Genomic DNA, 20,504 nt, shown 5'->3' with positions numbered 1-20,504 from the left:
CCACCCCGATCCATTTGCTAGCGCTGAACCAGCACTCCAAGCGCTGGCACTTGAAGTAACAAACTCTCCCAACGAAACGACATTTGGCATCACCTGCCCCACTCAACAATAAAGAAAAAGAAATAGAACGACGCAATTATCCCCAACAATGCAGCAGTAATTTCATCACTCCGAACCACCTTCTTTACCCTGCCACTCTTAGCGCCCATCTCAATCAGGTAGAGAACAGCAACAGAAACAATAACTAGACCCCTAAAAAATGGATCAACAACAGCAATAATTGAACGCCTCTCCTCCTGTTCAAAGAAAAACCACACCACCCAGTACATCACTGCCGGAACAATTGACGCACATATAAATAAAGTAGCTACTCGACGCACCAATAGGCTCCATTTACAGAAGTTCATTCAACAACACACTTACAGAAAGCAGGAACTCTCATTAGATTAAATCTGCGGCTTTGAAGCACAAACGACGCTCGAGTACGCCAGAACCGCGACGGCAACAGCGGCTGCCAATGTGATGCGGAAACCCCACAATGCCAATGTCGTTACACCAAACACGGGATTTGAAGCTTCCAGTTTCCGGAAGATAGTCGGAGTTGAATCGGAAAAGAACACGCCGAAGGTGAAGAAGCATAGTTTGCAGCAGCTTCACCGGCTACGGCCCCAACCTCCCCAGCCAAAACAACACCACCCATTATCTTCTCCTATCTAAACATTGATGCAACAAGCCCACACGCAAAAAATATCCCTAAGAACTGAACAGGAAGCACGACCCATACGTACAAAAACACCCCAATTTTATTCTTAATAGATTTAGATTCAACAACATACAGACCAATCTCATCTGCACACGGAAATTTAAATCTAGAATCATCACTCAAGCGAGGGAGCCATGCCGTCGCAACAGCCACCGCAATAGCCCCAAAAAAGCAATAAGCAACCAAAATGGCCTTTCCAATAAAATCAATCGAAGTTATAGACTCCCAAAAACCATAAACAAGCGCAAATAAGGCGTACGGATTATCTTGAAAAAACAATGGCGCACAAAAGAAAACGACGCCCGCAAGGAAAGATCCTGCAGCGAAATAATATTCATACTTGGCAAACAGCGGGACATTGACACCCTCAGAGCCGACAGAAGAGGAAACCATATCAACTCAACCCTTACAGAAAGTCTTAAAAAAACTCAAACAAAAAAAACCATCGCCAGACACGCCCATCACCTGACGACTTCGAAACAAGATACACCAGACATCTGCCAATTTCAGGAGCAGCGATACAATCATGACCCATGGCAAATAGATGATGCCCGTCACCAATTCAAAATCCTAATTAACGCCACGTCCGATCGGCCTAAACAGGGAATACAGCGCTTCATACATTTAATTAATCCGTCAAATTAATTTACCTTTCCCCCAAACTCTCATCAATCGTCGTCATCACCGGACTCAAGAAATACTCGATCACCCGCCGCTCACCGGTCTTGATCTCGGCAGTAATCGCCATGCCCGGTGTCAGATTCACGACCCGTTCATCCACCTTGAGCGTGCTGCGTTCGAGCTTGAGCCGGGCCGGAAAGACGAGGCCGCGCTGTTCGTGCTCGACGGCGTCGTTGGAGACGAAGGTGACCTGGGCGGGGATGGTGCCGTAGCGGGTGAAGGGGAAGGTTTCGATCTTCACTTCGGCCGTCTGGCCGGCCTGGACGAAGCCGACATCTTTGTTCTCCAGCACGGCTTCGACTTCGGCGGCGTAGTCGCTGGGGACGATGACCATCAGGGGTTGGGCTTCAGTGACCACGCCGCCTTTTGTGTGGATGGCCAGTTGTTGCACGGTGCCGGCGACCGGGGCGGTGAGGTGCATGAGGCGGGATTTGTTTTCGGTTTTTGCCACTTCGGCGGTGAGGCTGGCCACTTGTTGTTTGGCTTCGGCCAGCTCGCTGGTGACGGTGCGCAGGTATTCGGCTTGCCAGGCGTCGCGGGCGCCTTTGGCCTGGGCGATGGTTTGCGAAAGCTCGGCGGCCTTGGCGCGCTGGTAGGCCAGATCCCGTTCGGTTTCGATGCGGGCTTGCTGTTGTTCGAGGTAGGCGTGGCGGGAGACGAAGGCTTTGTCCACCAGGCCTTTGTAGTCTTGCTCGCGTTGTTGGTGGATGGGCAGCGTGGCTTCGAGCTTGGCGACGAGTTGGTCGGTGGCGTGTTGCTCGGCACGGGCGCGGGCGTGTTCGGATTCGAGTGCGGCAAGGCGGGTGCGGTATTCGGCGACCTGGCGCACGAGTAGGTTGGCTTCGGCGGCGTGGCGCGTGGGCGGGATGCCATCCATGGCCGGAAGTGCCGGCGGGCGATGGCTGTCGAGCGCGGTGAGCAGCGCCTCGGCGCGGGCGGCGCGCAGGCGGGCGGTTGTCAGGGCTTCCCGGGCCTGGGTGTCTTCGGCGCCGGCCGCGGTGGCGTCGAGCTCGACCAGCAGATCGCCAGCCTTGACGGTTTGCCCGTCGGTGACGTGAATGGCGCGCACGACGGCGGTGTCGATGGGCTGGATGATCTGCGCGCGGGTGCTGGGGATGACCTTGCCGGTGGCGACGGCCACGGTGTCGATGCGCCCGAAGGTGGCCCACAGCAGTGCGATGAGGAAGGCAGCCATCAAGGTCCACAAGATGACGCGCGGCAGCGGGTTGGGCGGGGAGTCTTGCAACTCCAGCGCGGCGGGGAGGAATTCGCGCTCCAGCGCGCCACGTTTGGGCGGGGTCATCTGGCGACGGGCTTGCCAGGCGGCGGTGAAGACGCGGCGGTATTTGCCGAGGAGGTCGAGGGTGGCCGAACTCATCGCCTCACCCCTGCTGCAGCGCGTAGAGCTTGGCGTAGGTGCCGTTGGGGCGCTCCTTGAGCTCGCCGTGGTGGCCTTCTTCGATCAGCTCGCCTTTGTCGAGCACCAGGATGCGGTCGGCGTCTTTTACGGCCGAGAGGCGGTGGGCGATGATGATCACGGTGCGGCCTTTGCAGATGTCGCGCATGTTCTGCTGGATGATGTGTTCGGATTCATAGTCGAGCGCACTGGTGGCTTCATCGAAGATGAGGATGCGCGGGTTGGTGAGCAGGGCGCGGGCAATGGCGATGCGCTGGCGCTGGCCGCCGGAGAGCGTGGCGCCGTGTTCGCCCACGGCGGTGTCGTAGGCTTCGGGCAGCTGCATGATGAACTCATGCGCGCCGGCCAGTTTGGCGGCGGCGATGACCTGCTCGATGGGGGCGCCGGGGTCGGTGAGCGCGATGTTGTCGCGAATCGAGCGGGCGAACAGCACGTTCTCCTGCAACACCACGCCGATCTGGCGGCGCAGCCAGACGGGGTCGGCCAGGGCGAGGTCGACCCCGTCGACCAGCACCCGGCCGCGCTCGGGCACGTAGAGGCGCTGGACGAGCTTGGTGAGCGTGCTCTTGCCCGAGCCCGAGCGCCCGACGATGCCCACCACCTGCCCGGCCTCGATGGCGAAGCCGATGCCGCGCAGCACCTCGGAGCCATCGGGCCGGTAGCGGAAGCGCACGGCGTCGAATTCGATGCGGCCTTGCATGGGCGGCAGCGCGGCGCGGCTGGCGGGCATTTCGGAGCGGGTGTTGAGGATGTCGCCGAGCCGGGCCATGGAGATGCCGGTCTGCTGGAACTCCTGCCACATGTTGGCCAGGCGCATGATGGGCTGGGCGATACGCCCGGCGAGCATGTTGAAGGCGATGAGCCCGCCGACGGTGAGCCCACCGTCAACGACCTGGTAGGCACCCAGCCACAGGATGCCGACCGTGACCAGCTTGTTGATGAGGCCCACGCCCTCGGAGGCCCAGGCGCCCAGGCGCGTGACGCGAAAGCCCGAGGCCACGTAGCCGGCGAGCTGGTTGTCCCAATGGCGGGTGAACTGCGGCTCGACGGCCATGGCCTTGAGCGTGTGGATGCCGCTGACCGATTCGACCAGGAAGGCCTGGTTGTCGGCCCCGCGGTTGAATTTCTCGTTGAGGCGGCGGCGCAGGATGGGCGTGACCGACAGCGAGAGGATGGCGTAGAGCGGGATGGAGCCGAGCACGATCCAGGTGAGCGTCATCGAGTACCACGCCATCACGGCGAGAAAGACCACCGAGAAGAGCAGATCCATGACCAGCGTGAGCGCCGAGCCGGTGAGGAACTGGCGGATATGCTCCAGTTCGCGCACCCGGGCGACCGAATCGCCCACGCGGCGCGCTTCGAAGTACGACAGGGGCAGCGCGAGCAGATGCTTGAACAGGCGAGCGCCCAGTTCGACGTCGATGCGGCTGGCGGTGTGGGCGAACAGGTAGGTGCGCAGGCCCGAGAGCAGCCCTTCGAACACCGTGACCACCAACAGGCCGATGCCGATCACGGTCAGCGTTGAATAGCCCTTGTGCACCAGCACCTTGTCCATCACCACCTGGAAGAACAGCGGGGTGACGAGCGCGAACAGCTGGAGGAAGAAGGCGGCGACCAGCACCTCGCCCAGCAGCTTGCGGTACTTGACGATGGCCGGGATGAACCACGAGAAGTCGAAACGGGCCAACTCGGCGGCCAGCGAGGCACGCGAGGTCAGCAGGATGAGCCGCCCACTCCAGCGCGCGTCGAAATCCGCCACCGGCAGGATCTCGGGGCGCGAGGTGAGCGGGTCATGGATGAGCACGCGCTGGATGTCGTCGGGGGCGTGCTCGGCGTCGGTCTCGACCCGCGCCAGGATGAAGAAGCGCCCGTCCTTGCCGAGCGCGATGGCGGGCAGGGCCATGCCCGCCAGTGCCGCCAGAGAGAATCGCCCGGCCTTGGCCTTGAGCCCCGTGCTGCGCGCGGCGCGCAGCAGCGCCGACTCATCGACGACGGCCCCGACCGGGGCGAATTCATGCGACAGCTGCGCCGGATCGACCGCCACGCCGTGCATCCGGGCGAGCAGCGCAAGGCATGCCAGACCGGTATCGGTGTCTTGAGACACGCTGACCTCGTTTGTTGTTGTTATGCATCGCCTGCGGACAGGCGGGAGGGGCGAGGATATCCCCTGAAATATGCTGTTGCAATTACTCGAAAGTCATAGGCGCGGATTTTTCAGCGGTGTTCTCGGGTTGAAACCCACCCGACGGTGGGATGCGGCGGTCGTTGTGCGGTGACGGCGCAAATGCGTAGGGCCGGATTCATCCGGCCATCGGTAAAGGCGGGCCGAAACGCTTAGGCGGATAGGCGCAGCGCATCCACCAAACAGCGCCCCGATGCGGCACCGATGGCGGATGCGCCGTCGGCTTGTCCGCCCTACGAGCCGGCGGGCTGGGGCTTGGCGGCCGTGCTCTGCTTGAGCAGGCCGTCGAGCAGGTTGCCGGGCACCGGGAAGATCACCGTCGAGGTGCGGTCGCCGGCCACCTGGGTGAGGGTCTGCAGGTAGCGCAGCTGCATCGCCGCCGGCTCGCGCGAGAGCATCTGGGCGGCTTCGAGCAAGGCCACCGCGGCCTGCTTTTCGCCCTCGGCATGGATCACCTTGGCGCGCCGCTCGCGCTCGGCCTCGGCCTGGCGGGCAATCGCGCGGATCATCGATTCGTCGATGTCCACATGCTTGATCTCGACGTTGGCCACCTTGATGCCCCAGGCATCGGTCTGGGCGTCGAGGATTTTCTGCACGTCGAGGTTGAGGCGGTCGCGCTCGGTGAGCATCTCGTCGAGCTCGTGCTTGCCGAGCACCGCACGCAGCGTGGTCTGCGCCAGCTGGCCGGTGGCCATGAGGAAGTTCTCGACGGCGATGATCGCCTTCTGCGGGTCGACCACGCGGAAATACACCACCGCGTTGACCTTGACCGACACGTTGTCGCGCGAGATCACGTCCTGGCTGGGCACGTCCATGGTCACCACCCGCAGGTCGACCCGCACCATCTGCTGGATGCCGGGGATGAGGATGATCAGGCCCGGCCCCTTGACGCTGGTGAAGCGCCCGAGGGTGAACACCACGCCGCGCTCGTATTCGCGCAGGATCTTGATCGACGCCGCCAGCAGGGCGACGAGCAGGATGATGACCGGCGCAACGCCGGTGAGGGTTTCGAAGCTCATGAGGGACTCCCTTGGTCAGATTCGATCGGTTCGACGGTCAGCACCAAGCCATCGATGCCGGTGACGCGCACGCGCTCGCCGGGGTTCAGCGGCCGACGGCTCGACACCCGCCAGCTTTCGCCATGCACCAGCGCCCAACTGTCGACGCCTTCGGTGACGGTGACCTGGCCGGTGAGGCCGAGCATCTCTTCGGCCCCGCTCGACAGCGGCCGGCGTCGGCTGCGCAGGAACAAGGTGCCGGCGAGAAACACCAGCGCGGCCGCAGCCACCGCGGTGCCGGCGATAAAGGGCAGCGGCACGGCAAAGCCGGGCGCTTCCTGGTCGAGCAGGAACAGGCCGCCGAGCACGATGGAGACGATGCCGCCGACGCCCAGCACGCCGAAGCTGGGCATCAGCACCTCGGCCACCAGCAGGATCATGCCCAGCGCCACCAGCGCCACGCCGGCCCAGTTGATGGGCAGCATCTGAAAGGCGTACATGGCCAGCAGCAGGCAGATGCCGCCGGCCACGCCGGGCACGCCGAAGCCGGGGCTGGTGAATTCCACGAACAGGCCGTAGAAGCCGATCATCATCAGCACCAGCGCCAACTGCGGATTGGCCAGCACCGCCAGCATGCGGGTGCGCCAGTCGGGCTCGCGGTTGTCGATGACGGCCCCGGCGGTGGCCAGCGTGCGCTTGCCGGCGGGCAGGGCGACTTCCTTGCCGTCGATCTGTTTGAGCAGGTCGGGCACGTCGACCGCCAGCACCTCGATCACGCCCTCGCGCAGCGCGGCCTCGGCCGACAGGCTGGCTGCCTCGCGCACCGCGCGTTCGGCGAAGTCGACATTGCGCCCGCGCAACTCGGCCAGGCTGCGGATGTAGGCGATGGCATCGTTGGTGGCCTTGCGCGCCAGCGTGTCATCACCCAGCGAAGGGGTCATCGGGCCGGTCTTGTCGGCGCTCTTCTGGGTCTTGTCGGACGCGTCGGATTTGTCGTCGCCGCCGTCATCGGCCTTGGGGCTCGGTCGCCCGCCGCCCGGCATGCCGCCCACCGCCACCGGTGAGGCGGCGCCGACATTGGTCGCCGGCGCCATCGCCGCCACATGGCTGGCATACAGGATGAAGGTGCCGGCGCTGGCGGCGCGCGCGCCCTCGGGCGTCACATAGGTGATGACCGGCACCGGCGAGGCGAGAATCGCCTTGATGATCTGGCGCATCGAGGTGTCGAGCCCGCCGGGCGTGTCGAGGGCGATGACCACCGCCTCCAGATCCGCCGCCGGCGCCAGCCCGCGCACGATGAAATCGGCCGAGGCCGGGCCGATCACCCCGTCGACCTGCAACACCCGCACGGTGGCGGCCTGCGCAGGCCACACGCCGAGCAGCGCCAGCATCAGCAGCATGCGGCGCACGGTCGGCCAGAACGCGGCGAAATCGCTTCGCATCATCGAATCCTCCCGGCAGGCGGCGCCCATGCACAAACAGGCATGGGCGCTACCCCTGTGAGCATCGGGGAGGCCACCAAGTTCCAGCCGGCATGGCAGACACATCTGCTTACAGCGTGATTCAACCCCGAATGGCCGGCCATTTCGTTAGACAGACATCGCCCCACCCCTCAAGGACATCGACCATGTCACGCACCGCTACCCCCCTCCTGCTCTGCCTCCTCCTCGGCGCCTGCACCCCCACCGGCCGTGCGCCGGTGGCCGAGACCCGCACCCCGCCCATGCCGACAGCGACCCTGCCCGAAACCGTCGGCAAGGTCGCCGACGCGTCGCGCGCCGAGCACGAAGTCGCCCTCGACGCAGCGGCAGCGAGCGGGCCGGCACCGCGCCAGCGCACCCTCGAGACACTGACGCGGATGGCCGAGCCCAAGCGCCTGCCCGCCCCGCCTCGCCCGGCACCGCTCAGCCCGCCACCCGCCGTCGACCGCGAGCGCTACCAAGCCATTGACGCCAACCCGGTGCATCAAGTCGCCACCGCGCCGGTGTCGACCTTCAGCATCGATGTCGACACCGGCAGCTGGTCGAACCTGCGCCGCTTCCTCAACCAAGGCCGCCTGCCGCCGGCCAACGCCGTGCGTGTCGAGGAATGCATCAACTACTTCCCCTACGACGATGCCCCGCCCACCGGCCGCACCCCCTTCGCGGTGCACACCGAGCTGGCGCCCGCGCCGTGGAACGCCGAGCGTCTGCTGCTGCGTGTCGCGCTCAAGGGGCAGGACATGGCCAAGCAGACCCTGCCGCCGGCCAACCTGGTGTTTCTCGTCGATGTGTCGGGCTCCATGCAATCGGCCAACAAGCTGCCGCTGCTCAAGAGCGCGCTCAAGCTGCTGGTGCAGCAACTGCGCGCACAGGACCGCATCGCCCTGGTCACCTATGCCGGCGCGGCCGGCGTGGCCCTGCCCTCGACCGCCGGTAGCGACAAGGCCGCCATCCTCGCCGCCATCGACGCCCTGCAGGCCGGTGGCAGCACGGCCGGCGCCAGCGGCATCGAGCTGGCCTACCAGACGGCGCAGGCCGGCTTCGTGCAGGGCGGCATCAACCGCATCCTGCTCGCCACCGATGGCGACTTCAATGTCGGCCAGACCAATTTCGAACAGCTCAAGGCGCGTGTCGAGCAACTGCGCACCACCGGGGTTCAGCTCACCACCCTCGGCTTCGGCACCGGCAACACCAACGAGCAGCTGATGGAGCAGATGGCCGACGCCGGCAACGGCGCCTATGCCTACATCGACACGCTGATGGAAGGCCACAAGGTGCTGGTCAATGAAATGAGCAGCACGCTGGCAACGATCGCCAAGGATGTGAAGATCCAGGTCGAGTTCAACCCGGCCGCGGTCAGCGAATACCGCCTGATCGGCTACGAGAACCGCCTGCTGCGCCGCGAGGACTTCAACAACGACAAGGTCGACGCCGGCGAGATCGGCGCCGGCCACTCGGTCACCGCGCTGTACGAACTCACCCCCGCCGGCCAGCGCGGCCTGATCGACCCGCTGCGCTACGGCAGCGACCCGCGCCCCGGCGCCGCCACCGTGGCGCGCTCGGCAGAGCTCGCCCATGTGCGCCTGCGCTACAAGCAACCGCACGGCAACACCAGCGAACTGGTCGAACACCCGGTGCGCCGCGACGCCGAGCGAGCGCTCACCGCCGCCAGCGACAGCTTCCGCTTCGCCACCGCGATTGCCGGTTTCGGCCAGATCCTGCGCGGCGGCACCTACACCGGCCAATGGTCCATCGCCGACGCCCGCGCGCTGGCCGGCGGCGCCCTCGGCGCCGACCGTTTCGGGTATCGTGGCGAAGCCCTGCGGCTGATGGACCTGGCCGCCGCGCTCAGCCCGCAGCCGCCCCAAGCCACCGCCCCGCTCGAATGACCGACACGCCGCCGCTCGCCACCCTGCCCGACGAAGACCTGATGCTGCTGGTCGCGCGCGGCATCGTGCGCGAGCCGGCGGCGGAATTGTTCGCCCGCCACAACCGCGCCCTGTTCAACTACCTCGCCTGGCTGGCCCAGGGCAACCTGGGCGAGGCCGAAGACATCGCCCAGAGCACCTGGATCCGCGTGCTCTCGCGCTGCGGCGACTACACCCCCACGGCGGCCTTTCGCACCTTTTTGTTCCAGATCGCCCGCAACCTGTGGCTCGATGCCCGCGGCAGCGCCTGGCAGCGCCACAGCGTGTCCGACGAGGCCGCGCCCGAAGCGAGCGACGAGGGCGAGCTGTCGCCCGACACCGTGCTGGCGCTGCAGCAGGACAGCCGCCGGGTGCACGCCGCCCTGCTGACCCTGCCCGCGGTGCAGCGCGAAGCGGTGGCGCTGCGCTTTTTCGCCGACATGAGCGTGGACGACATCGCCACCACCGTCGGCGTCGGCTTCGAAACCGTCAAGAGCCGGCTGCGCTATGCCTTTCGCCAGTTGCGCACCGCGCTGGAGGGGCCGGCATGAGTCCCGCCGAAGAGCGCTTCATCGCCGGCGAAGGCCCGCTCGCCGCGCTGATCCGCGCCCAGCCGGCCTTCGAGCCGCCGCCGCAGATGCTCGACCGCGTGCTGGCCGCGCTCGACGCTGCCCCCTCGCCCGCCGGCTTCGAACCGCCCGCCGCGCTGTTCGACGCCGTGATGGCCGAGGCCGAGCGCCTGGACGCCGCCCAGGCACCACGCCGTGAGGCGCTGCTGGCCGAACTGGCCGCCGGCAAAACCGCCAACGACACCCTCGGCGCCCCGGTCAGCCCGGCCACCGCCGAATGGCTGGCGCAGCAGCGGCCCGCCCCTGCCACGGCGCCGACTCGGCCTCGACGGCGCTGGCCCTGGCTGGCCGGCATCAGCACCGCCCTCACCGCCGCGCTGGCCGTCAGCGTCGCCCTGCGCATGGTGCAGGAACCCGCCCCGCCCCCGGAGATGCTTGCAATGCCGGCGGCCGCCCCCGCCGAATCGGCCATGGACACCCTGCGCCAATCCCCGGCCGGCGCGTCGGCCGAAGCCACCGTCGGCACCGCACGCAGCGCCGACAACACCCTCGCCCGCTCCACCCGGCCACCGCTTGCCGAACGCCTTGCCAAGGCCGAAGCGCCGCCGGCCAGCCCTGCCCGCAGCCGCGAGATGGCGCGGCCGGACGCCGAAGCCAAACGCGCCGCACCACGTCCCGCCCCGCCGGCGCCCGCCCAGGAAGAACCCGCCCCGGCCGCCCCCGCGGCAGCGCCGCCGATGCTGGCCAAGGCCCTGCGTGCACCGGCACCGAGCGCCCCACCCGCCGCCGAGGCCGATGCCGCGATCGCGGCCGCCGACCCCATCGACGCCCCGCTCGACACCCCGGCCGCCACCCTCGCCGCCCGACTGCTGGCCCGGCCGGCCCAGGCATGGACGCTGCACGTTGCTCCTGCCGACGCCGCCGCCGGCCGAGCCTTGCAGGCCGCCCTCCTCGCGCAACTCCAGGCTGCAGGGCGCGAGGACCCGATTACGCTCGCCGAGCACCCGCTCCCCCGCGGCCGGCTGCGGCTCTCGCCAACACGGTGACACCCCGCCCGCCGCCGCGGCGGGCGGCGGGTTTGCGTTTGAGCTGCCCGACAAATACCATTGGCATTTCGTTTTCGCTTCAGGGGAGTCCCCGATGGGCAGCATCTTGATCAACGTGCCAGACATTCCCGATTCCGACCTGATCTTCAATGACACGGAAACCCGTCAGATTCTCAAGTTCTTCTGGCCGGGTCTGGTGCACCAGATCGATGCGCTGACCATCGACAACCCGGCACGGCGCTTGGCACAAACCGCCTTGATCGCGGCCATCGATGGCTCTTACGCCATGGGCTATATCGAGATCCTGTTCAAAGGCCTCTCACGGCCCAGCAAGTCACTGTCCGCCCTGGCCAAAAAACTCGCCCGCGACTTCGCCCGGCACCGCTTCAACCACGCCACCCAGAAGGATCTGGATCATGTGCGAATCTATGAAACGATCCGGAGCGATATCAGCAACGCACTCAAGACGCGTTTGAGGATGCTGATCAACGGCATCGCGCTCCACCGAGCCCCGTTGTCCATTGCCCTGCTGCCGCATACCCCGCCGTTTGCTTGGTGCTAGGTCGATGAAACGCATCATTTTCTGGGCGCTCGGCCTCGTCATCGTCATCGTCTCGGGTCTTGCCTTTGAGCTTGTCCGGGAAACCCGCCAACACACACCGTCGCACTTGATGGCTTGCATGGAACGCGAGGCCGCCTTCATGTCCTGGGTGTGCAAGCAGGTTTTTTTCCATGACGATTTCTCCGCCGACGCCATCGCGACGCTGAACACGACCGCCGGCATCCGATCGGTGACCGTGTTGAGCGACCCCGCCGAAGCCGACGCAGCGTTCAGGCGGCTACGCGATGAAGGCGTCGACATCGATGCCACAGACGTCACCTTGCAGCACATGACCGCCCTCCATGCCGCGGCCATCGACGGAGACGTCCATCAAGTGCGCCGCTTGCTCGTCAACGATGCCAAGCGCGACATCCGGGACGACAACGGTCGTACGGCCATCGACTACGCCCGTGAGATGCAAGCGAAAAACCCGGATCAGCCACAGCGGGGCGAGATCATCGATCTCCTTTCAACCCCTTAAGGCAGCTTGCCGCCCGGCACCTTCGTCGCAAAATTCCGGCATCATGCCCCCGGCGACGGGCGGCACCCCGCCCGTCACTGCCTGGAGGCCATCGACATGGGGCGATACCGGCGGCTGCTGGCCGTGCTGCTGTTTGTTGCGATCCTGCTCGGCATCGTCGAGTGGCTGGGCTTGCGCGGGCATTTCAGCCTGGCCTATCTGCAACAGCAGCTGGCCGGCCATCCGGTCGGTGGCGTGGCGGCGTTCGTGGCGCTGTTCGCGCTCGGCAACCTGATCCAGATCCCGGGCTGGGTGTTTCTGGCCTCGGCGGTGCTGACGCTGGGCCAGCTCGGCGGCGGACTGGTCACCTATCTGGCGGCGATCGTCTCCTGCATCGTCACCTTCGTTTCGGTGCGCACGGTCGGCGGCGATGCGCTGCAACGGCTCGACAGCCCCGTCGCCACCCGCCTCCTCGGCCATCTGCAGGCCCGCCCGGTGGGCATCATCGCGCTGCTGCGGATGCTGTTCCAGACCCTGCCGGCGCTCAACTACACGCTGGCCCTGTCGGGCGTGCCGTTTCGCCACTACCTGAGCGGCACGCTGCTCGGCCTGCCGCTGCCGATCGCCGCGTATTGCCTGTTCTTCGACTATCTGGCCAGCCACTGGCTGTGAGCCGGGAGATTTTCATGTACGGCCCCGACCCCAAGAACCCCCACCCCATGCCCGGTTTCCCGCAGGTGTGCTTCATCAAGAACTGCGTCAGCAACCCGAACATCGTCATCGGCGATTACACCTATTACGACGATCCGGACGATCCGACCGGCTTCGAGCGCAATGTGCTCTATCACTTCCCGTTCATCGGCGACAAACTCGTCATCGGCAAGTTCTGCGCCATCGCGCGCGGCGTGAAGTTCATCATGAACGGCGCCAACCACAAGCTGTCGGGCATCTCCACTTATCCCTTCCAGATATTCGGCGGCGGCTGGGAGGCGGCGATGCCGGCGCCGGGCGAGCTGCCGTTCAAGGGCGACACGGTGGTGGGCAACGACGTGTGGATCGGCTACGAGGCGCTGATCATGCCGGGGGTCAGGATCGGCAATGGCGCCATCGTTTCCTCGCGCTCAGTGGTGGTGGCCGATGTGCCGGCCTACAGCATCGTCGGCGGCAATCCGGCGCGGGTGATCAAGTCGCGCTTTGCGCCCGACATCGTCGCCACGCTGGAGGCCCTGGCCTGGTGGGACTGGCCGGTGGCGACGATCACCGCGCATCTGCCGCTGATCGTCGCCGGCGATGTCGAGGCGCTGCGCCGCGCGGCACCGCGAACCGTCGATCCATGACGCCGCACCGCCTCGACGGCCTCGACCTCGCCCGCTTTGTCGCCTTCGTGGGCATGGTCATCGTCAACTTCAAGATCGTCATGGGCGCCACCGGCAGCGCCGGCCTGCTCGGTGGGCTCACGCAGATGCTCGAAGGCAAGGCGGCGGCCAGCTTCGTGGTGCTGGCCGGCATCGGCCTGGGGCTGTCGGGCGCGCCGGGCTCGCAGGCACAGACCGTCTCGGTGACGCTGAAGCGGGCGCTCTTCCTGCTCGCCCTCGGCCTGCTCAATACCCTCGTTTTCGATGCCGACATCCTGCACTACTACGCGGTCTACTTCCTCTTCGGCGCCCTGCTGCTGCCGCTCGCCTCGGGCTGGCTGGTGGCCGGCATCGTCGGGCTGGGAGGGGCCTTCGTGGCGATGATCCTGACGCTCGACTACGACGCCGGCTGGCACTGGGCGAGCTATTCGTACACCGGCTTCTGGACCCCCGCCGGCTTCGTGCGCAACCTGTTCTTCAACGGCTGGCACCCGGTCGTCCCCTGGCTGGGCTTTCTGCTCTTCGGCATCGTGCTGAGCCGGCAGACGCTGTCGAATCGCGCCACCCAGCACCGCTTGATCCTGCTCGGCGCCCTGGCCGTGGCAGCGGCGAAAGCGGCCAGTGCGCTGCTCGCCGGACAACTCGCCAGGATCGATCCGGCGCTGGCGATACTGGCCACCACCAGCCCGGTCCCGCCCATGCCGCTCTACCTGCTGGCCGGCATCGGCGGCGCCGCGATGCTCATCGGCCTGTGCCTGCGCGGCGCCCCCTGGCTGGCCCGCGCCGGGGTGCTCGGCCTGGTCACACCCGCCGGCCGCCAGACCCTGACGCTGTACATCGCGCATATCCTGCTCGGCATGGGCACGCTCGAGGCGCTCGGCCTGCTGGGCAAGCAGACGATCACCGCGGTGGTGGCCGCGGCCGGCCTGTTCTGCGCGCTCGCCGCGCTCTATGCCTGGCTGTGGTCGCGCGCCTTCCGGCGTGGGCCGGTCGAAGCCCTCATGCGCCGGCTGGCCGGTTAGCCGGCCGCCACCGCGGCCTTGCGCTCCAGGCGCGCCAACCACAGCAGCGCGCCGAGGCTGACCAGCACCACCGGGAAGATGATGGCATTGACCGAGTCCCAGCCCCAGGCGTTGAGCAGCTGGCCGGAGGCGAAGGAGGCGAGGGCCACGGTGCCGAACAGGATGAAATCGTTGGCGCCCTGCGCCTTGCCCTTTTCTTCCGGCCGATAAGCCTCGGTGAGCATCGCCGTGGCGCCGATGAAGCCGAAGTTCCAGCCGATGCCGAGCAACACCAGCGCGCCCCAAAAGTGGGCCAGCTCGACCCCCAGCAGGGCGACCACCGCGCAGGCGACGAGGATGATCAGCCCCGTGGCGACGATGCGCGCCTTGCCGTAGCGGGCGATCAGGCTGCCGGTGAAGAAGCTCGGCACGAACATCGCCAGCACATGCCACTGGATGCCCAGCGTGGACTCCTCGGCCGTGAAGCCGCAGCCGATCATGGCCAGCGGCGCGGCGGTCATCACCAGGCTCATCAGCGCATAGGCGGCCGTGCCGCACAGCACCGCCACCGCAAAGCGCGGCTGGCGCAGGATCTCGCCGAGCGGCCGGCCGGTGTGCGGCGCACTGCCGTCGGCGGCCGGCGGTAGCGGGGTCGACGGCGCCAGGAACAGCATCACGACGAGCGAGGCCAGCAGCAGCGCCACGCCGCTCAGGAAGGCGCCGGCGAAGGGCACCGGCAAGAGCAGATCCTTGGTGTGGATGACCGTCTGCGGCCCGAGCACCGCCGCCGCGATGCCGCCGACCAGCACCCAGGAGATCGCCTTGGCCTTGAAGTCCATCTGCCCGCGGTCGGCCGCGGCGAAGCGGTATTGCTGCACGAAGGCGCCCGACACGCCATTGACCATCAGCGCCGCGCAGAACAGCCAGAACGAATGCACCGTCAGCGCCCAGGTGGCGAACAGCAGGCCGCCGATGCCGATCAGCGCGCCGGCCATGAAGCCGCGCTTGCGCCCGACGGCACGCATCAGCATGGCTGCCGGCAGGGCGCCGAGCGCCACGCCGAGGGTGTAGCCGGTCACCGGCGCGGTGGCCAGCCCCTTGTCGGGGCCGAGCAGATAGCTCCCGGCAATGGCGCCCAACGCAAAATTGAGCGGCGCGGCGGCACCGCCGAAGGCCTGGCAGGTGGCGTACAGCAAGGCGTTGCGCCGGGCGATGGCGTTTTCTTGTGCGGGGGTGATGGCGGTATCGGCGGTCATGGGCACTTCCAGGGCAGGCGGCAGCGTCATGATCGCGGCGTGTCGGGCCGGCTGCCAAGACACGATCTTGCCCACATCGCACGACATGTGTCCGTAGCGTGCGGCACCGGTGGATCTCCCGCACCTCCCGATCGGCTTCCGGCCGGTGCGCGCCATGCGCATCGCCTAGGACGTTGGCCTACCCGCCCCTGCATGCGACAATGCGACACACTTTTTAACCGGGATCCGCCGAGCCTGCGGCCCGCAGGGCAGACACCGCGCAGACGGTGCGTCAACAGAGAGAAACCGCATGTCACACCCCCGCTCGGCCCGCGGCGTCCTGCTGCGGCTCAAGTTCAATCTCGTGCTGCTCGCCATCTTCGTGCTCAGTCTCGCCGGCGCCGGGGTGTACTACTACCGCTTCCTCGAACAGGGCGCCTTCGGCGACGTGCGCCACGACTCGCAAGTAATGATGGAAACGGCGCTGGCCATCCGCAGCTACACCACCGACCAGATCAAACCCCATCTCGACCCGCTCAATGCCGACCGCTTCCTGCCGCAGACGGTGCCCGCCTTCGCCGCGGTCGAGACCCTGCGCCGCCTGTCCGGCCGTTACCCCGGCTTCGAGTACCGCGAGGCGGCGCTCGATCCCACCAACCCGCGCGACCGCGCCACGACCTGGGAGGCCGGGCTGATCGAACAGCTCGCCACCGCCCAGGCCAAGGCCCCGCGCGACGAGGTCGAGCTGTCCGGCGTGCACGGCACGGGCGTCGCCCGCGCGATGTATGTCGCCCGCCCGATCACCATTTCCGACCCCAGCTGCCTCAGCTGCCACGGCGACCCGGCCCTGGCGCCGCCCAGCATGCAGAAGGTGTACGGCCGCAACGGCGGCTACGGCTGGCAGATGGGCCAGACCATCGGCATGCAGATCGTCAAGGTGCCGATGCTCTACCCGCTCGAAAAGGCGCGCAGCACCTTCTACAGCTTCATGCTCTCGCTGGTGGCAGTGTTCGGGCTGATGTTCCTCGGACTCAACTTGGCGCTGTCGGCGATGGTCATCGAACCCATGGCCCGCCTCAACCGCCGCCTCGAAGAGCTGGCCACCACCGACTTCCTCACCGACCTGGTCAACCGCCGCCGCTTCTTCGAACGGCTCGCCGCCGAGATGGCCGACGCGCGCGTGCACGGCACCAGCCTGTCGGTGGTGATGTTCGATCTCGACTTCTTCAAGCGCATCAACGACACCTTCGGCCATGACAGCGGCGACCGCGTGCTCAAGCACACCGCCGTGCGCATCCGCGAACTGCTGCGCAGCTCCGACTGCGCGGCGCGCTTCGGCGGCGAGGAGTTCATGATCCTGCTGCGCGAAACCCCCATCGACGCCGCCATGGCGCTGGCCGAGGCGGTGCGCGCCAAGATCGCCGACGCCCCCTTCGAGGTCGTCGGCACCGTCAGCGCCAGCTTCGGCGTGGCCGAATGGAACCACGACGAAGACGCCCACGCCCTCATCAACCGTGCCGACCGCGCGCTGTACCAGGCCAAGGACCGCGGCCGCAACCGGGTGGTCCGCGCCAGCGACGCCCCGGTGCAGCGCGTGCTGGTGCCGATGGAGGGGAGCGAGGGGATTTGAGCGTGGCGCAGCGTCAGCATGCCGTGCTATCCAGCCTTGCCGAAAATGCCATAGCGTTATGCAAAAAGATTTTTGCTACACTCGCCCGCATTGAAACGCCGGCATCACTGGCATGACCGACAGGGCAGAAACCACCATGGAAGACATCACTGCAGCGGAAACACAGGAAATGCAGCAGCTCCTGGAACCGATCTTCGGCGCCCAGGTACACACCTGGCGAATCACGCTTCAGACCTACGAGGTGTTCAGCCGGTTGGTCGCCAAGAGCGGCCGCTGCACCGGCGCCATGCATCTGGTCCCCAGACCCTACAATCTCTCGGCCCCGGTTCGGTGGGCGCAGCGGCAGGTCCGCCAAGCGCTCCGACGCCATTTCCTCACCCGCGAAGGCAACCACTACCTGGTTTGCATGCGCACGGCTGGCCTGGCCATGCGGTATGACTTCTGGGAGGCCCAGAATGCGCCACAGTGAGCGGCAAGCATCCGGGCGCGGTTCGTGGCGGCTCCTCGGCATCGGACTCCTCAGCCTCATCGGCCTGTCGTCTCCCGCCCCAGCCCGCGCCGCCGCCTGCGAGGTGCCCGACTTCACCCCCCAGACGCCCGGCCCCGACCGGGCCGGAACAGGCTTTCCACTCAACATCGGCGCCTCGCTGCGCGCCACCGTGCCGACCGGCTTCGAGCGCCTGCGCTTTTCGAGCCATGCGATCGTTCTTGGCTACCCCGGGGGCGGCAGCGCCGTCATCGGCCTGGAGACCGCCGAGTCGATCGCCGTCATCGGGGCGGGCACCAGCCCTGCGGACTTCTATCGGAACGTTTTCTCGGGCGCCGACACGCTGGGCTGCGAGGTGCTCGCCGGCCTCGGGCTGGCCACCATGGACTACCGGATCACGCAGACCCGCGGCAAGGTCAAGATCTTCGCCTACGGCCAAGGCACGACGCATCAGTTCTACGCAATCAGCGACGACACGCCCCAGGTCGTCGTCGGCGGTCGTTTCACCGGGGTTGATCGCACGGCCTTCGACGACATTCTGTCGTCGATCGCTCCGCTCTGACATCCCGACGCTGAGCGCTCCCCCGGGGCATGGCGCCGGGTTGCCCGCTCAGCCGCCCTCGTCCGCCGCGTCGACCAACCGCTCGCATTCGGCCATCAAGGCCCGGGCATGTTCGGAGTCGTAGTTGGGGTCGAGCGCTTCCATCATTTCGTGCACCGTGAAGAGACCCGCCTCGACAGACAGCGAGGCCGCCAGGTGGCGGGCGAGCTGGTCGCTCAGATCGGACAGCTGGCGCCGCGCGGCCAGCGGCAGGCTGCGCCGGGTGCGCGCCAGCCAGTCGGCGGCGAGCGTGGCGCCCTGCCCTTCGGTGGGCCACTGGCCATGTTCATACCACAGCGAGAGACGCTCGGCGGTCAGCGCGAACACCAGCGCCGCGCGGGTGCCGCGGCTATCGGCCGGAGGCAGCGTCACGATCCGGCGTCCAGCCGCTGGAGGATCTCGCCCAAGGCATGGGCCGCGCCCATCGGCAGCCGGTGCCGCACCCGCGCGCTCACCGGCGTCTGCCCGGGATTGATCTCCACCGTCGGCACGCCCTGTTCCGCCGCCCACACCACCGGGCCGGCGATATAGGGGAAGAGGCTGGAGGTGCCGACGCTCATCACCAGATCGACACCGTCGGCCAACATGTGCTCCAGGCGCAGGATGCCGTCGCGCGGCAGGTCTTCGCCGAAGAGCACAACGTCGGGGCGCACGAGGCCGCCGCAGGTGGGGCAGGCGGGCGGGATCTGCAGGCCGGCGTAGTCGGGCACCATGCGGCCGCGGCCGCATTCGGTGCATACCAGTTGATGCAGGTTGCCGTGGATCTCGACCAGGTTGGCGGTGCCCACCTCGCGGTGGAAGCCGTCCACGTTCTGGGTGAACACCATCGAGCCGGGCCGCTCGGCGACGAGCCGGGCGATGGCGTGATGGGCGGCATTCGGCTGGGCGCCGCGGCAGTTGGCCTCGATCTGTGTCAGATAAGTCCAACTCACCTCGGGGCGGTTGGCCATCATCTGGCCGGAGAGCGCCTTTTCGATGGGCATGCCGTGGTCGGTGAGCTTGTCGTCGTACAGGCCGCCGATGCCGCGGTAAGTAGGCAGGCCGGAGTCGGCCGACAGCCCGGCGCCGGTGATGATGAGAATGCGCCGGGCCTGGCGCACCAGCGCGGCAACAGCATCGAGGGTTTCAGTGTCGGACATGACGGACGGGCGCCTGGAGCGAAGGCGTCATGATACGCCGGTCACGAAAACGTCACCTGCGCCGCAGGGTGGTCCACGCGGTGACACCGATGATCAGGCTGCCGCCGATCCACTCGCGCAGGCCGGGGATCTCGGCGAATAGCACCGCGGCCAGGGCGATGCCATAGACCGGTTCGAGCGCCGCCACCACGGCCGCGGTGTGCGGCGGCACCTGGCGCAGGCAGGCGATGAACAGCGTATGCGCCAGCGCCGTCCACACCACGCCGAGGGCGATCAGCCACAGCCATTGCACCGGGCCGCTGGCCAGCCCGCCGTCGATGAACGGCATCAGGCAGAAGGCGGCAACCGCGTTCTGCACCATCGCCAGGCGCACCGGCCCGCAGCCGCGACCGACACGCCGGTTGAGCGCCGCCAGCAGGGCAAAGCTCAGACCCGACAGCACGCCCCAACCGAGGCCGACCAGGGTGGCGTCGCCCAGCTGCCAGTGCGGCACCAGCACGATCAGGCCGAGCGTCACGGCGCCGGCACACAGCCAGTCGGCGCGCCGCGGCCGCTCGCCGCCCCAGGCCGCGAGCACGGTGGCGAACAGCGGATAGCTGGCATAGCCCATCAGCCCGATGGCCACCGACGAAACCTGGATGGCGACGAAGAAGCTCAGCCAGTGCACCGCCAACAGCGGCCCGGCGAGCAGGCTCAGCGCGCGGAAGCGCCCGGCCTCGGGCCGGGCCCGCAACCACAGCCACAAGGCCGCCGCCGCGATGGCGGTGCGGCCGAACACCAGCGCCTCGGCCGACAGCGTCAGCCCCTTGGCGAACAGCCCGGCACTGCCGAACAGGAAGACGGCCAGATGCAAGGCCAGCCAGGCGCGGGCAGGGACGGGGTTTGCGGGCATGGCGGCGATGATAGCGGGTTTCACCGGGCGTGGCAGACGGCGTCATTCGCTTCGGTTAG

The 20,504-nt window shown here is 67.0% G+C and carries 21 protein-coding genes; 11 read left to right on the top strand and 10 right to left on the bottom strand.

Annotation, left to right across the window (positions count from 1 at the left end):
• Positions 1–89: 89 nt before the first annotated feature.
• The 6 genes from I8J34_RS14505 to I8J34_RS14480 form a co-directional block, all read right to left on the bottom strand.
• A complete protein-coding gene (locus I8J34_RS14505) occupies positions 90–380 on the bottom strand; it encodes a hypothetical protein (protein WP_214362337.1) in 291 nt (96 codons plus the stop codon).
• Positions 381–709: 329 nt separating this feature from the next.
• Positions 710–1,156, bottom strand: coding sequence for a hypothetical protein (locus I8J34_RS14500; RefSeq protein ID WP_214362336.1), 447 nt, complete (start codon positions 1,154–1,156; stop codon positions 710–712).
• 253 nt (positions 1,157–1,409) lie between these two features.
• Positions 1,410–2,822 carry an HlyD family type I secretion periplasmic adaptor subunit gene (locus I8J34_RS14495; RefSeq protein ID WP_214362335.1) on the bottom strand — a complete coding sequence of 471 codons (1,413 nt, stop codon included), beginning with the start codon at positions 2,820–2,822 and terminating at the stop codon, positions 1,410–1,412.
• A 4-nt stretch (positions 2,823–2,826) separates the two neighbouring features.
• Positions 2,827–4,965, bottom strand: coding sequence for a type I secretion system permease/ATPase (locus tag I8J34_RS14490; protein WP_214362334.1), 2,139 nt, complete (start codon positions 4,963–4,965; stop codon positions 2,827–2,829).
• A 311-nt stretch (positions 4,966–5,276) separates the two neighbouring features.
• Positions 5,277–6,062, bottom strand: coding sequence for a slipin family protein (locus tag I8J34_RS14485; RefSeq protein WP_214362333.1), 786 nt, complete (start codon positions 6,060–6,062; stop codon positions 5,277–5,279).
• A complete protein-coding gene (locus tag I8J34_RS14480; protein WP_214362332.1) occupies positions 6,059–7,486 on the bottom strand; it encodes an NfeD family protein in 1,428 nt (475 codons plus the stop codon). The genes I8J34_RS14485 and I8J34_RS14480 overlap by 4 nt, the downstream gene beginning before the upstream one ends.
• A 182-nt stretch (positions 7,487–7,668) precedes the next feature.
• Here I8J34_RS14480 and I8J34_RS14475 point away from each other — a divergent pair, with 182 nt between their 5' ends.
• From I8J34_RS14475 to I8J34_RS14440, 8 genes are all read left to right on the top strand, one after another.
• The gene (locus tag I8J34_RS14475; RefSeq protein WP_230411846.1) at positions 7,669–9,411 is read left to right on the top strand and encodes a vWA domain-containing protein; all 1,743 of its coding nucleotides are present in this window, start codon (positions 7,669–7,671) and stop codon (positions 9,409–9,411) included.
• On the top strand, positions 9,408–9,980 hold the full coding sequence (locus I8J34_RS14470) for a sigma-70 family RNA polymerase sigma factor (protein ID WP_214362331.1): 573 nt from the start codon (positions 9,408–9,410) through the stop codon (positions 9,978–9,980). The genes I8J34_RS14475 and I8J34_RS14470 overlap by 4 nt, the downstream gene beginning before the upstream one ends.
• Positions 9,977–11,044, top strand: a complete 1,068-nt coding sequence (locus tag I8J34_RS14465) for a hypothetical protein (protein WP_214362330.1) — start codon at positions 9,977–9,979, stop codon at positions 11,042–11,044. The genes I8J34_RS14470 and I8J34_RS14465 overlap by 4 nt, the downstream gene beginning before the upstream one ends.
• Positions 11,045–11,138: 94 nt before the next feature.
• Positions 11,139–11,606 carry a hypothetical protein gene (locus tag I8J34_RS14460; RefSeq protein ID WP_214362329.1) on the top strand — a complete coding sequence of 156 codons (468 nt, stop codon included), beginning with the start codon at positions 11,139–11,141 and terminating at the stop codon, positions 11,604–11,606.
• 4 nt (positions 11,607–11,610) lie between these two features.
• Entirely contained in the window at positions 11,611–12,126 is a 516-nt protein-coding gene (locus I8J34_RS14455; protein ID WP_214362328.1) for an ankyrin repeat domain-containing protein, read from the top strand.
• Between the two features lie 96 nt (positions 12,127–12,222).
• Positions 12,223–12,777, top strand: coding sequence for a VTT domain-containing protein (locus I8J34_RS14450; RefSeq protein ID WP_214362327.1), 555 nt, complete (start codon positions 12,223–12,225; stop codon positions 12,775–12,777).
• 14 nt (positions 12,778–12,791) lie between these two features.
• Entirely contained in the window at positions 12,792–13,442 is a 651-nt protein-coding gene (locus I8J34_RS14445; RefSeq protein ID WP_214362326.1) for a Vat family streptogramin A O-acetyltransferase, read from the top strand.
• Positions 13,439–14,482: a DUF418 domain-containing protein gene (locus tag I8J34_RS14440; RefSeq protein WP_214362325.1), complete on the top strand. Its 1,044-nt coding sequence runs from the start codon at positions 13,439–13,441 to the stop codon at positions 14,480–14,482. The genes I8J34_RS14445 and I8J34_RS14440 overlap by 4 nt, the downstream gene beginning before the upstream one ends.
• Here I8J34_RS14440 and I8J34_RS14435 read toward each other — a convergent pair.
• Entirely contained in the window at positions 14,479–15,717 is a 1,239-nt protein-coding gene (locus I8J34_RS14435; RefSeq protein WP_214362324.1) for an MFS transporter, read from the bottom strand. The two genes, I8J34_RS14440 and I8J34_RS14435, sit on opposite strands and share 4 nt — an antisense overlap.
• A gap of 289 nt (positions 15,718–16,006) precedes the next feature.
• On the opposite strand from I8J34_RS14435, the gene I8J34_RS14430 reads away from it, so the two are divergent.
• The 3 genes from I8J34_RS14430 to I8J34_RS14420 all read left to right on the top strand — a co-directional run bounded on the left by I8J34_RS14430 (position 16,007) and on the right by I8J34_RS14420 (position 18,375).
• Positions 16,007–17,326 carry a sensor domain-containing diguanylate cyclase gene (locus I8J34_RS14430; protein ID WP_214362323.1) on the top strand — a complete coding sequence of 440 codons (1,320 nt, stop codon included), beginning with the start codon at positions 16,007–16,009 and terminating at the stop codon, positions 17,324–17,326.
• 136 nt (positions 17,327–17,462) lie between these two features.
• Positions 17,463–17,795 carry a hypothetical protein gene (locus I8J34_RS14425; RefSeq protein ID WP_214362322.1) on the top strand — a complete coding sequence of 111 codons (333 nt, stop codon included), beginning with the start codon at positions 17,463–17,465 and terminating at the stop codon, positions 17,793–17,795.
• Positions 17,782–18,375: a hypothetical protein gene (locus I8J34_RS14420; RefSeq protein WP_214362321.1), complete on the top strand. Its 594-nt coding sequence runs from the start codon at positions 17,782–17,784 to the stop codon at positions 18,373–18,375. The genes I8J34_RS14425 and I8J34_RS14420 overlap by 14 nt, the downstream gene beginning before the upstream one ends.
• A gap of 48 nt (positions 18,376–18,423) precedes the next feature.
• On the opposite strand, the gene I8J34_RS14415 is transcribed toward I8J34_RS14420, so the two are convergent.
• The 3 genes from I8J34_RS14415 to I8J34_RS14405 are packed head-to-tail and all read right to left on the bottom strand — an operon-like array spanning position 18,424 to position 20,445.
• Positions 18,424–18,786 (bottom strand): hypothetical protein, encoded by a 363-nt coding sequence (locus tag I8J34_RS14415; protein ID WP_230411845.1) that lies wholly within the window; start codon positions 18,784–18,786, stop codon positions 18,424–18,426.
• On the bottom strand, positions 18,783–19,553 hold the full coding sequence (locus I8J34_RS14410) for an SIR2 family NAD-dependent protein deacylase (protein ID WP_214362320.1): 771 nt from the start codon (positions 19,551–19,553) through the stop codon (positions 18,783–18,785). The genes I8J34_RS14415 and I8J34_RS14410 overlap by 4 nt, the downstream gene beginning before the upstream one ends.
• A 52-nt stretch (positions 19,554–19,605) precedes the next feature.
• Complete coding sequence (locus I8J34_RS14405) at positions 19,606–20,445, bottom strand: DMT family transporter (RefSeq protein WP_214362319.1); 840 nt, start codon at positions 20,443–20,445, stop codon at positions 19,606–19,608.
• Between the last annotated feature and the right edge of the window lie 59 nt (positions 20,446–20,504).

The sequence above is a fragment of the Denitromonas iodatirespirans genome, from assembly GCF_018524365.1.
Taxonomy (GTDB): Bacteria; Pseudomonadota; Gammaproteobacteria; order Burkholderiales; family Rhodocyclaceae; genus Nitrogeniibacter; species Nitrogeniibacter iodatirespirans.
Note: the sequence above shows the minus strand (reverse complement) of the source record. Positions and strands in the feature narration are given on the sequence as shown.

Coding starts and splice junctions, on each gene's coding strand:
- I8J34_RS14425 (WP_214362322.1), top strand. CDS start 17,463: ATGGAAGACATCACTGCAGCGGAAACACAGGAAATGCAGCAGCTCCTG.
- I8J34_RS14405 (WP_214362319.1), bottom strand. CDS start 20,445: ATGCCCGCAAACCCCGTCCCTGCCCGCGCCTGGCTGGCCTTGCATCTG.
- I8J34_RS14470 (WP_214362331.1), top strand. CDS start 9,408: ATGACCGACACGCCGCCGCTCGCCACCCTGCCCGACGAAGACCTGATG.
- I8J34_RS14485 (WP_214362333.1), bottom strand. CDS start 6,062: ATGAGCTTCGAAACCCTCACCGGCGTTGCGCCGGTCATCATCCTGCTC.
- I8J34_RS14475 (WP_230411846.1), top strand. CDS start 7,669: ATGTCACGCACCGCTACCCCCCTCCTGCTCTGCCTCCTCCTCGGCGCC.
- I8J34_RS14460 (WP_214362329.1), top strand. CDS start 11,139: ATGGGCAGCATCTTGATCAACGTGCCAGACATTCCCGATTCCGACCTG.
- I8J34_RS14430 (WP_214362323.1), top strand. CDS start 16,007: ATGTCACACCCCCGCTCGGCCCGCGGCGTCCTGCTGCGGCTCAAGTTC.
- I8J34_RS14495 (WP_214362335.1), bottom strand. CDS start 2,822: ATGAGTTCGGCCACCCTCGACCTCCTCGGCAAATACCGCCGCGTCTTC.
- I8J34_RS14450 (WP_214362327.1), top strand. CDS start 12,223: ATGGGGCGATACCGGCGGCTGCTGGCCGTGCTGCTGTTTGTTGCGATC.
- I8J34_RS14435 (WP_214362324.1), bottom strand. CDS start 15,717: ATGACCGCCGATACCGCCATCACCCCCGCACAAGAAAACGCCATCGCC.
- I8J34_RS14410 (WP_214362320.1), bottom strand. CDS start 19,553: ATGTCCGACACTGAAACCCTCGATGCTGTTGCCGCGCTGGTGCGCCAG.
- I8J34_RS14500 (WP_214362336.1), bottom strand. CDS start 1,156: ATGGTTTCCTCTTCTGTCGGCTCTGAGGGTGTCAATGTCCCGCTGTTT.
- I8J34_RS14480 (WP_214362332.1), bottom strand. CDS start 7,486: ATGATGCGAAGCGATTTCGCCGCGTTCTGGCCGACCGTGCGCCGCATG.
- I8J34_RS14445 (WP_214362326.1), top strand. CDS start 12,792: ATGTACGGCCCCGACCCCAAGAACCCCCACCCCATGCCCGGTTTCCCG.
- I8J34_RS14440 (WP_214362325.1), top strand. CDS start 13,439: ATGACGCCGCACCGCCTCGACGGCCTCGACCTCGCCCGCTTTGTCGCC.
- I8J34_RS14420 (WP_214362321.1), top strand. CDS start 17,782: ATGCGCCACAGTGAGCGGCAAGCATCCGGGCGCGGTTCGTGGCGGCTC.
- I8J34_RS14465 (WP_214362330.1), top strand. CDS start 9,977: ATGAGTCCCGCCGAAGAGCGCTTCATCGCCGGCGAAGGCCCGCTCGCC.
- I8J34_RS14455 (WP_214362328.1), top strand. CDS start 11,611: ATGAAACGCATCATTTTCTGGGCGCTCGGCCTCGTCATCGTCATCGTC.